Source organism: Staphylococcus simulans (genome assembly GCF_025561465.1).
GTDB classification, from domain to species: Bacteria; Bacillota; Bacilli; order Staphylococcales; family Staphylococcaceae; genus Staphylococcus; species Staphylococcus simulans.
Window position 1 is genome coordinate 2,422,582 of the sequence record NZ_CP095100.1, and the last position, 13,041, is coordinate 2,435,622.

Here is a 13,041-nt window from a genome sequence, read left to right on the forward strand (position 1 = left end):
GCTATTTGATTGATAAATGATCAATAAATTGAAAAATATTAAAGGTGCATAAAGGCAATGCAATACATTGCCTAATGCAGCCTTACAATATTTGAATTTTTAACATTACGCTATTTGCTTATTGAACACCGAAATGAATTAGTCAGTTGTTTCTTTTTGTGATTCAGGAATTGAAGATTGTTGGATGTTTACTTTATGATCGTGCACATCGTCTTCATCCATATCTGACATTTCAATTTCTTTATCATTTTCATCCATGACTTTAACATCAAGACCTAAACTTTGTAATTCTTTCATCAATACGCGGAATGATTCCGGAACACTTGGTCTAGAGATGTTTTCACCTTTAACGATCGCTTCATAAGTTTTTACACGACCTACAGTGTCATCAGATTTATAAGTTAGGATTTCTTGCAATGTGTATGCAGCACCATAAGCTTCAAGTGCCCATACCTCCATCTCACCGAAACGTTGTCCACCGAATTGTGCTTTACCACCAAGTGGTTGTTGTGTAACAAGTGAGTATGGTCCAGTTGAACGCGCATGTAATTTGTCGTCAACCATGTGTGCAAGTTTCAACATGTACATTACACCAACAGAGATACGGTTATCGAATGGTTCACCTGTACGTCCATCATATAAAACAGTTTTACCATCTCTTGCCATACCTGCTTCTTCGATCGTAGACCATACATCATCATCGTTGGCACCATCGAATACTGGTGAAGCTACATGGATTCCTAAGTTTTTAGCCGCCATACCTAAGTGTAATTCAAGTACTTGTCCGATGTTCATACGTGATGGTACACCTAGTGGGTTTAACATGATATCGATTGGTGTGCCGTCTGGTAAGTAAGGCATATCTTCTTCAGGAACAATCTTAGAGATAACCCCTTTGTTACCGTGACGACCGCACATTTTATCCCCAACGTGGATTTTACGTTTTTGAACGATGTAAACACGTACTAATTGGTTTACACCTGGAGATAATGAATCATCGCCATCTTCACGATTGAAGACTTTGACATCTAGTACGATACCGCCTGCACCATGTGGTACACGTAATGACGTATCACGAACTTCACGTGCTTTTTCACCGAAGATTGCGTGTAATAAACGTTCCTCAGCAGTTAATTCAGTTACACCTTTAGGTGTTACTTTACCAACTAAGATGTCGCCATCTTTCACTTCTGCACCTACATAAACGATACCGCGTTCATCTAAGTTTTTAAGTGCGCTTTCAGCAACGTTAGGAATGTCACGTGTAATTTCTTCAGGTCCAAGTTTTGTATCACGTGCTTCAGATTCATATTCTTCAATATGAATAGAAGTATAAACGTCATCTTTAACAAGACGTTCACTCATGATAACAGCATCCTCATAGTTATAACCGTCCCAAGTCATGAATCCGACTACTACGTTACGTCCAAGTGCCATCTCACCAAGTTCCATTGAAGGACCATCTGCTAAGATTTCACCTTGAGATACAACGTCGCCGACTTTAACAATTGGGCGTTGGTTATAACAAGTACCTGAGTTAGAACGTTTGAATTTAGCTAATCTATACGCATCTACTTCGCCTTCGTATTCTTGACCATCTTCTTCAATAATACGACGTACTTTAATTTCATTAGATTCTACATGTTCTACACGACCAAAATGCTTGTTGATTACAGCAGCACCTGAGTCACGTGCAGCCACATGTTCCATACCTGTACCTACGAATGGAGATTCAGGGTTCATCAATGGTACTGCTTGACGTTGCATGTTCGCACCCATTAACGCACGGTTAGAGTCATCGTTTTCTAAGAATGGGATACATGCTGTCGCTGCAGATACAACTTGTTTAGGAGAAACGTCCATATAGTCCATTTTCTCTCTATCCATAGTTGTGTTGTTACCACGGAAACGACAAACGATTTCTTCGTCTAAGAAACGACCTTCGTCATCTAAACGTGAGTTCGCTTGCGCAACAACATAGCTGTCTTCTTCGTCTGCAGTAAGGTAATCGATTTGATCTGTTACCGCATTTTTCTCATGGTCAACTTTACGATATGGTGTTTCAATGAAACCAAATTCATTAACACGCGCATAACTTGATAATGAGTTGATTAAACCGATGTTCGGACCCTCTGGTGTCTCGATTGGACACATACGGCCATAGTGAGAGTAATGCACGTCACGTACTTCCATTTGTGCACGTTCACGTGTTAAACCACCAGGTCCAAGTGCAGATAGACGACGTTTATGTGTCAACTCTGCTAATGGGTTCGCTTGGTCCATGAATTGTGATAATTGAGAGCTACCAAAGAATTCTTTGATAGATGCAATCACTGGACGAATGTTGATAAGTTGTTGTGGTGTAATAGAATCTGTATCTTGAATAGACATTCTTTCACGAACGACACGTTCCATTCTTGATAAACCGATTCTGAATTGGTTTTGAAGTAATTCGCCTACTGAACGTAAACGACGGTTACCTAAGTGGTCAATATCATCTGTTTGACCTACACCATACAATAAGTTGAAGAAGTAAGACATTGACGCAACAATGTCAGCTGGTGTAATACATTTCACTTCTGAATCAGGGAATGCATTACCGATAACTGTTGTTGTACGGCCTTCTTCATCATTCGGTACATAAATTTTAATTGATTGTGTTTCAACAGGTTCGTTTACGATGCTGTCATCTAACTCATCCACTTCGATGTTTGCGTTAGATTCTAAAACATCCATAATTTCGTCTAGTTTACGACGGTCTAAAACTGTGCCTTCTTCAGCAACAATTTCACCTGTTTCAGTATTAACAATCGGTTCAGCCAATTTTTGGTTGAATAAACGATGTTTCAAATGAAGTTTTTTGTTCATTTTATAGCGACCAACACTTGCTAAGTCATAACGTTTCGGATCGAAGAAACGAGAGTAAAGCAAGCTTTTCGCGTTTTCTACTGTAGGTGGTTCGCCAGGGCGTAAACGTTCATAAATTTCTAATAGTGCTTGATCTGTATTTTCAGTACCATCTTTTTCTAAAGTGTTACGTAGGTATTCGTTGTCACCTAATAAATCAATAATTGATTGATCAGTTGAATAACCTAAAGCACGTAATAATACAGTTAATGGTAATTTTCTTGTTCTATCGATACGAACGTAAACGATGTCTTTCGCATCAGTTTCGAATTCTAACCAAGCACCACGGTTAGGAATTACTGTCGCATCATAGTTTTCACGACCATTTTTATCGATTTTTTCATTGAAGTATACGGATGGAGAACGAACTAATTGTGATACAATAACACGCTCAGCACCATTGATCACGAAAGTACCTGTATCAGTCATTAATGGGAAATCACCCATGAAGACTTCTTGGTCTTTCACTTCTCCTGTTTCTTTGTTAATAAGACGCACTTTGACACGAAGAGGTGCAGCATAAGTTGCGTCGCGGTTCTTAGATTCCTCTAAATCGTATTTCGGTTCACCCAATCTATAATCTACAAATTCTAAAGAAAGGTTGCCTGTGAAGTCTTCGATTGGAGAAATGTCACGGAACATTTCTAATAAGCCTTCTTTTAAGAACCATTCATAAGATTTAGTTTGAATTTCAATAAGGTTTGGTAATTCTAAAACCTCAGAAATTCTCGCGTAATTTCTACGTTTACGATGTCTTCCATATTGGACAAATTTACCTGCCAAACAGATTCACCCCTCAAAAATTGTTCGAATGTCTCTTACATATTAAAATAAACAAAACGGTAACAAGACAAAAAGAAAACGGCAGCACACCCGATGACACCATTTTCTATTCTGCGTTATTAAAGATTTACTTTGTTATTTTATACGTAAAAGTACACACTTCTTGAACATAAATTTTTACATTCTATAACTATATCAGAAATTAATATGGTTGTCAATGGTTAACGCTTGCTTTTCAAAATGTAATACCCTTTCTCTTTGGTTAGGGTTTCTACATTACCAAAAACAGCTTCCATCTTCTTTTTCGCCGAAGGCATACCTTGCTTTTTCTGAATTACAACGTATAATTCACCTTCAGCTCTCAACTTCTCATGTGCGTCTTCTAAAATGCCATGAACCACTGACTTCCCTGCCCTGATTGGCGGGTTCGTCACGATCATGTCACAAGAATTATCCGGAACTTCAGCTAAACCATCACTCTCTTTTACAGTGACATTTTCAATATGGTTTTTCTCACTATTTTCTTTTGCTAAATCTAGTGCTCGGTGGTTCACATCCAACATAATAACATGGTGATGCGGAGATACTTTCGCAATCATCAAACCAATCGGTCCATAACCGCAACCCACATCAACAATCGTCTTCTTAGGTCCTGGTGGATGTTCTTTTAAAAACGTACGAACTAATAAATCTGAGCCAAAGTCTATTTTCCCTTTAGAAAATACACCTGCATCAGTCACTAGATTCAATTCGTTTTGATGATAATGGTATTTAAATGTCTCTTTATGACTTTCAACTTTAGGATCTTTGTCATAATAATGACTCATGCTTACACCTCATTACTTTACATTAGAAGCTGTTCGAGTATACTCTTCCATTTCAACAAAGACAAGTCTACCCTTTACTTTAAGGATACACATTTCATCAGTCATTTGCTATAAATACCTTTCGTTCTATAATGAGTTGTACTCATTAGAAAAACCCCGTTAACTCAATAACGGGGTTTTCATTTCTCAAAGAATTCAGGCTGTGAAACTAAGTTTCACACATTAACAATGGTTATTAGCCTCGTTCTCTTTTCATTTAGTTATTGGCTGTGGCAATAGAATTATTTTAATTCTACAGTTGCGCCAACTTCTTCTAATGTTTCTTTAAGTTTTTCAGCTTCTTCTTTAGGTAAAGCTTCTTTGATTACTTTAGGAGCGTTGTCTACTAATTCTTTAGCGTCTTTCAATCCTAAACCAGTTGCGTCTTTAACAGCTTTAACAACTTTGATTTTAGATGAACCAGCTGAAGTTAACTCAACGTCAAATTCAGTTTTTTCTGCTGCTGCGTCTCCGCCGCCTGCTGCACCTGCTGCTGCTACTGGAGCTGCTGCAGTTACACCAAATTCTTCTTCGATTGCTTTTACTAAGTCATTTAATTCTAATACTGACATTTCTTTAATTGCTTCAATGATTTGTTCTTGATTAGCCATTATATATTTCCTCCATTTTTTAAATAATTAATTGTGTGTACTGATTATTCAGCACTTTCTTCTTCTTTAGATTCTCCAACTGCTTTAACCGCATAAGCGAAGTTGCGTACAGGAGCTTGTAATACAGAAAGTAACATAGAAACAAGACCGTCGTGTGATGGTAATGAACCAACAGTTTTAACTTCTTCTGCTGAGATAACGCTACCTTCCATTACGCCTGTTTTAATTTCTAAAGCTTCGTGATCTTTAGCAAATCCAGCGATAACTTTTGCAGGAGCAACTACATCGTCAGTAGTTGTTGCAACAGCTGTTGGACCTGTTAAGAATTCGTCAAGACCTTCGATTCCCGCTTGTTCAGCAGCACGACGTAACATAGTGTTTTTGTAAACTTTGTACTCAACACCAGCTTCACGTAATTGTTTACGTAATTCTGTTACTTCTTCTACTGTTAAACCACGGTAATCTACGATTACTGTTGAAACAGAATTTTTAAGTTGATCAGCGATTTGTTCAACTAATTGTTTTTTCGCTTCAATAATTCCAGACATTTAGACACCTCCATACATATTTTGTTCGGTGCTTTTTTTGAGCTTTACCCAATAAAAAAAGCACTTTCACCCTACGGCAAAAAGTGCTTGAAAGTTTCATAGTTCACGTTCAAGTCAATTTTAGCCTCGGTAGGATCAAGTTTTAAGTTATCTCTAACTCCTACTGTCTTAGGTAAAATAATCACATTTATCAATATAACTGTTTCAATGTGATATGTCAATAAGTAATTAAAAAAACTAGAGAAAATATTTTCAGCTGTCTCAGATATGAATCGATACGATTGGCACTTTGCAACTTTTACATTTTCTCTAGTTCTTAAATTTCATTTATATTATAGTTTGAAGTTTGAAGTATCTACTTTAACACCAGGACCCATTGTAGTTGAAACTGCAACAGACTTGAAGTAAGTACCTTTAGCTGAAGCTGGTTTAGCTTTTGCTAATACATCTTGGATAGTGTTGAAGTTATCAACTAAATCCTCAGTACTGAATGATACTTTACCGATTGAAGCGTGGACGATACCAGCTTTCTCAGCACGGTATTCTACTTTACCTGCTTTGATTTCTTCAACCGCTTTTTTAACATCCATAGTTACTGTGCCAGTTTTAGGGTTAGGCATTAAACCTTTAGGTCCTAATACACGACCTAATTTACCAACTTCGCCCATCATGTCCGGTGTAGCTACAACTACATCGAAGTCGAACCAGCCTTGTTGGATTTTGTTAGCGTATTCTGATTCGCCTACGTAATCAGCGCCAGCTGCTTCTGCTTCAGCAGCTTTGTCACCTTTCGCGAATACTAATACACGTTGTGTTTTACCAGTACCGTGTGGTAATACTACTGCACCACGGATTTGCTGGTCATTTTTACGAGTATCGATACCTAAACGGAATGCTACTTCTACAGAAGCGTCGAAGTTTGCAACGCTAGTTTCTTTAGCTAAGCTGATTGCTTCTTCAACAGCGTAATAAGTATTACGGTCAACTTTTTTAGCAGCATCTAGATACTTTTTACCTTTTTTAGCCATTTATATTTCCTCCTTTAGTGGTTTTAGCGGAATGTCCTCCCACATTACTTGCTTATGCAAGTTAAGAGCAGATGACCTTGTGAGCTGTTCGCAATTTTTATTCATTGGATTAACTTTACTGTCATCTGCCATGTTTGTTTCACGTTTCTGATTGTTATTCGTTTCGTTAGATGAGCAAACTCATCTTTACGCTATTATTCTACAGTGATACCCATACTACGAGCAGTACCTTCAACAATACGCATTGCTGCTTCGATGTCTGCTGCGTTTAAGTCAGGCATTTTAGTTTCAGCGATTTCACGTACTTGATCTTTAGTTACTGTAGCAACTTTGTTTTTGTTAGGTTCACCAGAACCTTTGTCAACGCCAGCTGCTTTTTTAAGTAGTACTGGAGCCGGTGGAGTTTTAGTGATGAATGTAAATGAGCGATCCTCATACACACTGATTTCTACCGGAATGATTAAACCTGCTTGTTCTTGTGTTCTCGCGTTGAATTCTTTACAGAATCCCATAATGTTCACACCTGCTTGACCTAATGCTGGACCAACTGGTGGTGCTGGGTTCGCTTTACCTGCAGGAATTTGCAATTTAACTACTTTTTCTACTTTTTTAGCCACGATGTGCACCTCCTTGATATCGTGATGTGGTCACAGGGCTCAATTTTGCCCTCCCACTCTTAAAACATTTCGTGACGAAATGGCCTCCTTCTTCCAAAGGACGACCATAGTATTATATCATTGAAAAATTGTAAAATCAACACCTATTCGAATTACAATTTTTCGATTTGATCAAACTCAACTTCAACCGGAGTTTCTCTGCCAAACATATCTACTAATACTGTAAGCTTGAATTTATCTGCTTCGATTTCTTGTACTTCACCGACTTGGTTGGCAAATGGGCCAGACTTGATACGAACTTGTTCTCCAACTTCGACTTCAACATCAATTGTTTTTTCTTTCATTCCCATTTGTTTTAAAATAAAGCGGACTTCATCCGGCAACAGCGGGTTAGGTTTTGATCCAGCACCTGCTGAACCGACAAATCCTGTTACACCTGGTGTATTACGTACTACATACCATGACTCATCTGTCATGACTAACTCTACCAAGACATAGCCAGGGAAAGTTTTTTTCGTGATTTTCTTCGCTTTACCGTCTTTAACTTGTGTTTCCTCTTCTTCAGGTATGACAACTCTGAAAATCTGTTCTGTCATATTCATTGATTCAACACGTTTTTCTAAATTTTTCTTAACTTTATTTTCATAGCCAGAGTAAGTATGCACGGCATACCAACGCTTTGCTCCAACTTCTTCAGACATGCTGTCACTCCTCATTAACTAATTAATTCTATTAATCTACCGATTCCCAAATCTAAGGCATAGAAGAAGATTAAGAAAAATAACACTGTAACAATTACAATTGTTGTGTATTTCACGAGTTCTTGACCAGTCGGCCAGCTCGTTTTCTCCATCTCAGATATAACGCCTTTGAAGAAACTCTCTTTTGGTGCTTTTGATTTTTTGTTTTTATCTTCAGCCATTGTCGTACCTCCAATTAATCAATAATTTCATCTTGGCCTTTAGCAATTACTTCGATTCCTTGTGTGCTGTATGCGCATTGCACTTTTTGCAATACTTCTTTAACACGAGTCTTTCTGCAAGGTTGCTGTTCTTTGGTACGGTATAGTTTCTATTGCCGCAAATTTCACAGTTAAGCGGGACTTTCTTCATAATACCTTCACCTTACCTATATTAAATACTCACTAACTATACATAAGAAACCCTCAAATTGTCAAACGTCTAGTGAATTGTAAGTTGTATCTATAAGTGTAACGAAACGCAATTATGCATCCAATAATTCCTGCATTTTACGTAACTTCACTTTACTACGATGAAGGGCATTATAAACCGCCTTTTCACTTAAATCCATCGCTTGTGCTGTTTCACTTGGGGAATAATCATCCAATATATATTGTACTACTTCTCGCTCTAATTTGCTTAATTTCTTACAACAATTAAGCAGAATTTCCGAACGTTCTTTTAAAATGAGTTGTGCTTCGACAGATGGCAATTGCGCACGATAACTACACTCCGCTTCTTGAACAAGACAATCTTGTTGTAATCTCAGCCGTTTCTGTCTTCTGTAATAATCGTATTTAGAAGTGCTGACTAAGCGATTGAAATAATGTTCAAACGGAATCGTTTCTATCGTTTTAAAATGATAAATATTTCTGCTGATTCTTAAGGAGATGTCTTGTATCAAGTCATCACAATCATGCGGTGCAATCGAAGGATGAATCAGCCGACTGCGTATAAACGGCTGCAACACTTCTAGTAATTGATGCATCGCGTGATCGTCATGCATTTGTGCAAGATGTATAAGAGAGACAATATCTTGAGGTATGGAAGTTTTCTGCATTACGTAAGTTCGATCCTTTCATAAAAGTGAACTTATCATAGCGGAATGCTGATGAAATAAGCAATGTACAGAAATCTTATTTTTCTTGGTCGCCTCTTCTGATTTTTTCAAATTCTGATAATACTTCATCTGTGAGTTGGATACGTGTTCGAGGTTTATTATTATTGAACGTTTTCATTGATGACTCAACACTCGCTTCATTCAACTTAATGTTCTGCCACATTTCTCGAGACGAAATACGATAAGCACCCGTACCGAAGATGGCGTGCTGTTCACTCATATCACTCGTAACAACAGCAATATGGGTTGTATGTTTGTCATATAACCCATATACAAATCGTTCTATAAAGCTGTCAGCTGTTTCATGTTCTTTTGTGAAAATCGTTCGTACCCCGTGGTAATAAAATTCACTTTCATTACCTTCTTGTTCATAAGCGTCAAACACACATATCACATCGTCTGCCACAGTTGCTTTATAGTTGCCGATAGCCAGCAACAACTTTTCTCTGGCTTCTTCTAAATTCTCTTTAGCCAATTCTGATAAAGCACGACTATGACCAATCATATTGTAACCGTCGATGATTAAATACCGATCCTTGTGCTTCATAGCTTATTCTCCAACCGGGTGACGTTTTCGATAAATTTCATACATCATTAAGCTTGCGGCAACAGATGCATTCAAACTGTTAATATGACCGACCATAGGGATTTTAATATAAAAATCACACTTCTCTTTAACAAGTCGGCTCATACCATGTCCTTCGTTACCGATAACAATGGCAAGTGGCATATCTGCACTCATTTGACGGTAATCTGTTGCGTTATCAGCTGCAGTCCCTGCAATCCAATAACCTTCTTCTTTTAACTTATCCATCGTTTGAGATAAGTTTGTTACACGTGTTACCGGAATGTGTTGAATCGCACCTGCAGACGCTTTAGCAACTGTTTGTGTTAAAGCAACAGAACGACGTTTCGGTATAATGACACCATCTACACCTGCTGCATCCGCAGTTCTTAAAATGGAACCTAGGTTGTGCGGGTCTTCTAGACCATCCAGTAACATTAATGTTGGTAAATGATCTTGTGCTTTAAGTTTCGCAAGCAAATCATCTAGCTCTACATATTCATATGGTGCAACCAATGCTGCGACACCTTGGTGCGGTGCTTCAGCTAATCCGTCTAATTTCGTTTTTGGGACGGTCTGCACAATCAATTTTTGCTTTTTTGCATTTTTTAAGATTTCATCAAGTTGTTGCTTTTTCACGCCATCTTGAATCAAAATCTTGTTGATGGGATGCCCAGAAGTAATTGCTTCTTTCACGGCATGTCTCCCTACAATTACTGAATCTTCCACATCCTCACTCCCTTTCTTCGACTTCAGTCACAATACGCTCAAGCAATGATTCCAATCGGTCTGATTGATGATCTAAATATAAGAAACCAATCACCGCTTCCAAACCAGAGCTTTTACGATACGTCTGAATGTCAGTATTTTTCGCTTTTGTATGGCTTTTCGCATTACGCCCTCTGCGCACAATTTCTAATTCTTCTTCTGTAAACCAATCCGACTGCATCAAACTTTCCAACGTAATAGCCTGGCTTTTCGCAGACACAAAACGTTTTGCTTGTTGATGCAGACGATTCGGTTTTGCACGCAATTTCAAAATGATATGCGTTCTGACATATTGATCTAAAACTGCATCCCCCATATATGCTAAAGATAATGGGTTCAGCAGTTTGATATTTTCTTGATTATCCACGTTTGAATCTCACGCCTTGCGGTGTATCTTCAAGGATAATATTTTGTGCTTTTAATTCATCACGGATTTCATCCGCACGTGCATAATCTTTATTTTTACGCGCTTGATTACGCTCTTCAATCAAGGCTTCAATGTCTTCATCTAACAATTCATCATGTTGTTTGCCTTTTAATGGAACTCCTAAAACGTCGCTGAAGATTTGGAATACTTCTTTAAAGCGTTCAATCACTTTTTTAGATGTTGTGTTTTCCATCACATATTTATTCGCAAGTTTCGCTAAATCATACCAAGTTGTAATCGCATTAGCAGTATTGAAGTCATCATCCATAACCGTTTCAAATTGTTTTAACAATGCATCAATTTGTTCAATATAATCTGATTGATCTTCGATATCTGAAGCAATCGCTTCTCTTTCTTCAATCGCTTGATAACTATTACGGATACGTTCTAAACCAGCTTTCGCAGATTCGACTAATTCCATGTTGTAGTTGATTGGACTGCGGTAGTGTACGCTGATCATAAAGAAACGTAATACATCAGGGTCTACTTCTTTAATAATGTCATGTACAAGTACGAAGTTACCTAATGACTTACTCATTTTTTCATTATTGATATTAATGAAACCATTATGCATCCAGTAATTCGCAAATGTCGCATGGTTATGCGCTTCTGATTGTGCAATTTCGTTTTCATGGTGTGGGAATTGTAAGTCACTGCCGCCTGCGTGGATATCAATCGTTTCACCTAATTCATGATATGCCATCACTGAGCACTCGATATGCCAGCCTGGACGTCCTTTGCCGAATGGGCTGTCCCAGCTGATTTCTCCAGGTTTCGCTTTTTTCCATAACGTGAAGTCTAATGCATCTTCTTTTTGTTCGCCTGATTCAATACGTGCACCGACTTTTAAATCATCAATAGATTGATGACTTAATTTACCATATCCTTCAAACTTACGTGTTCTGAAATAAACATCGCCTTCACTTTCATAAGCATAACCTTGTTCTACTAGGTTTTGGATAAATGTGATGATATCATCCATATGGTTCATAACACGTGGATTAGATGTTGCTTTTTTGACATTCAACGCACCTGTATCTTCATAAAAAGCTTGAATGTAACGGTCAGCGATTTCTTGCACACTTTCATTCAACTCTTTTGAACGTTTGATTAATTTATCATCCACGTCCGTAAAGTTAGATACATAATTAACGTCATAACCTTTATATTCAAAATAACGACGTACAACATCATAGTTGATAGCTGGACGTGCATTACCGATATGAATATAGTTATAAACTGTTGGACCGCAGACATACATCTTAACCTTGCCTTCTTCTATCGGCTTAAACGGTTCTTTCTGTCTCGTCAATGTATTATATAATGTAATCATCTTGAATCTCTCCATTCTTCACTTGCTCTAGTTGCTTTTCTAATTGTTTCATTTGTTCGTAAATCGGGTCTGGTAAGTTGAGATGATCAAAGTTTTTACCGATACGTTTACCATGTTGTTTCACGATATGGCCAGGAATACCGACAACTGTGGAATAGCTTGGTACATTGGTTAATACAACTGAGTTCGCACCAATATTGACATTAGAGTCTACTTTGATATTTCCTAAAATCTTTGAACCTGCCGCAATTAAGACATTATCGCCAATGTCAGGGTGACGTTTACCTTTTTCTTTGCCAGTACCGCCAAGTGTGACACCTTGATAAATTGTAACGTTATCGCCAATCGTACAAGTTTCACCAATGACCACACCCATGCCGTGATCGATAAATAAACGTTTGCCGATTTTAGCACCTGGATGAATTTCAATACCAGTGAAAAAGCGTGATATTTGTGAAATAATACGTGCAGCCACGTAGTGCTTTTTATTATAAAGTTTATGTGCAAGTAAGTGATTCCATACTGCATGCAATCCTGCATACGTTGTTACTACCTCAAATGATGTCTTAGCTGCAGGATCTTGTTCGAATACCATTTTTATATCGTCTCTCATTCTTTTAAACAAGTTATTCCCCTCCTATTTATAACGAAAGCACCTCTAACAACTTAATGTCAGAGGTGCTTCGCACGGTTCCACTCTTCTTCAGCATACAAAAAAACTATTTTTA

General features: G+C 37.9%; 15 protein-coding genes and 1 other annotated feature. All 15 genes read right to left on the minus strand.

The genetic code is table 11. From position 1 onward, the window contains the following. Positions 1 to 138: 138 nt before the first annotated feature. Complete coding sequence (rpoB, locus tag MUA87_RS11470; protein ID WP_023016305.1) at positions 139 to 3,690, minus strand: DNA-directed RNA polymerase subunit beta; 3,552 nt, start codon at positions 3,688 to 3,690, stop codon at positions 139 to 141. A 221-nt stretch (positions 3,691 to 3,911) separates the two neighbouring features. Beyond that, entirely contained in the window at positions 3,912 to 4,517 is a 606-nt protein-coding gene (locus MUA87_RS11475) for a class I SAM-dependent methyltransferase (RefSeq protein WP_002481330.1), read from the minus strand. Positions 4,518 to 4,798: 281 nt separating this feature from the next. Beyond that, entirely contained in the window at positions 4,799 to 5,167 is a 369-nt protein-coding gene (gene rplL, locus MUA87_RS11480) for a 50S ribosomal protein L7/L12 (RefSeq protein WP_002481329.1), read from the minus strand. 44 nt (positions 5,168 to 5,211) lie between these two features. Beyond that, positions 5,212 to 5,715: a 50S ribosomal protein L10 gene (gene rplJ, locus MUA87_RS11485; protein ID WP_002481328.1), complete on the minus strand. Its 504-nt coding sequence runs from the start codon at positions 5,713 to 5,715 to the stop codon at positions 5,212 to 5,214. 45 nt (positions 5,716 to 5,760) lie between these two features. Next, positions 5,761 to 5,906, minus strand: a sequence feature (ribosomal protein L10 leader region). 141 nt (positions 5,907 to 6,047) lie between these two features. Continuing rightward, a complete protein-coding gene (gene rplA / locus MUA87_RS11490) occupies positions 6,048 to 6,743 on the minus strand; it encodes a 50S ribosomal protein L1 (protein WP_002481327.1) in 696 nt (231 codons plus the stop codon). Positions 6,744 to 6,937: 194 nt separating this feature from the next. After that, positions 6,938 to 7,360: a 50S ribosomal protein L11 gene (rplK, locus tag MUA87_RS11495; RefSeq protein WP_002481326.1), complete on the minus strand. Its 423-nt coding sequence runs from the start codon at positions 7,358 to 7,360 to the stop codon at positions 6,938 to 6,940. A 152-nt stretch (positions 7,361 to 7,512) separates the two neighbouring features. Continuing rightward, entirely contained in the window at positions 7,513 to 8,061 is a 549-nt protein-coding gene (nusG, locus tag MUA87_RS11500) for a transcription termination/antitermination protein NusG (protein WP_002481325.1), read from the minus strand. A gap of 14 nt (positions 8,062 to 8,075) precedes the next feature. Further along, positions 8,076 to 8,282, minus strand: coding sequence for a preprotein translocase subunit SecE (secE, locus tag MUA87_RS11505; RefSeq protein WP_023016303.1), 207 nt, complete (start codon positions 8,280 to 8,282; stop codon positions 8,076 to 8,078). A gap of 46 nt (positions 8,283 to 8,328) precedes the next feature. Further along, positions 8,329 to 8,472: a 50S ribosomal protein L33 gene (gene rpmG, locus MUA87_RS11510; RefSeq protein WP_262550852.1), complete on the minus strand. Its 144-nt coding sequence runs from the start codon at positions 8,470 to 8,472 to the stop codon at positions 8,329 to 8,331. Between the two features lie 112 nt (positions 8,473 to 8,584). Beyond that, on the minus strand, positions 8,585 to 9,160 hold the full coding sequence (locus MUA87_RS11515; RefSeq protein ID WP_060803752.1) for an RNA polymerase sigma factor: 576 nt from the start codon (positions 9,158 to 9,160) through the stop codon (positions 8,585 to 8,587). A 76-nt stretch (positions 9,161 to 9,236) separates the two neighbouring features. Then, the gene (locus MUA87_RS11520) at positions 9,237 to 9,767 is read right to left on the minus strand and encodes an NYN domain-containing protein (RefSeq protein WP_002481322.1); all 531 of its coding nucleotides are present in this window, start codon (positions 9,765 to 9,767) and stop codon (positions 9,237 to 9,239) included. A gap of 3 nt (positions 9,768 to 9,770) precedes the next feature. Continuing rightward, positions 9,771 to 10,514 (minus strand): 23S rRNA (guanosine(2251)-2'-O)-methyltransferase RlmB, encoded by a 744-nt coding sequence (rlmB, locus tag MUA87_RS11525; protein ID WP_002481321.1) that lies wholly within the window; start codon positions 10,512 to 10,514, stop codon positions 9,771 to 9,773. A gap of 4 nt (positions 10,515 to 10,518) precedes the next feature. Further along, positions 10,519 to 10,920, minus strand: coding sequence for a Mini-ribonuclease 3 (locus MUA87_RS11530; RefSeq protein WP_002481320.1), 402 nt, complete (start codon positions 10,918 to 10,920; stop codon positions 10,519 to 10,521). After that, positions 10,913 to 12,313, minus strand: coding sequence for a cysteine--tRNA ligase (gene cysS / locus MUA87_RS11535; RefSeq protein WP_156666397.1), 1,401 nt, complete (start codon positions 12,311 to 12,313; stop codon positions 10,913 to 10,915). The genes MUA87_RS11530 and cysS overlap by 8 nt, the downstream gene beginning before the upstream one ends. Further along, on the minus strand, positions 12,297 to 12,926 hold the full coding sequence (gene cysE / locus MUA87_RS11540) for a serine O-acetyltransferase (protein ID WP_172954255.1): 630 nt from the start codon (positions 12,924 to 12,926) through the stop codon (positions 12,297 to 12,299). Before cysE ends, cysS begins: the two co-directional genes overlap by 17 nt. Between the last annotated feature and the right edge of the window lie 115 nt (positions 12,927 to 13,041).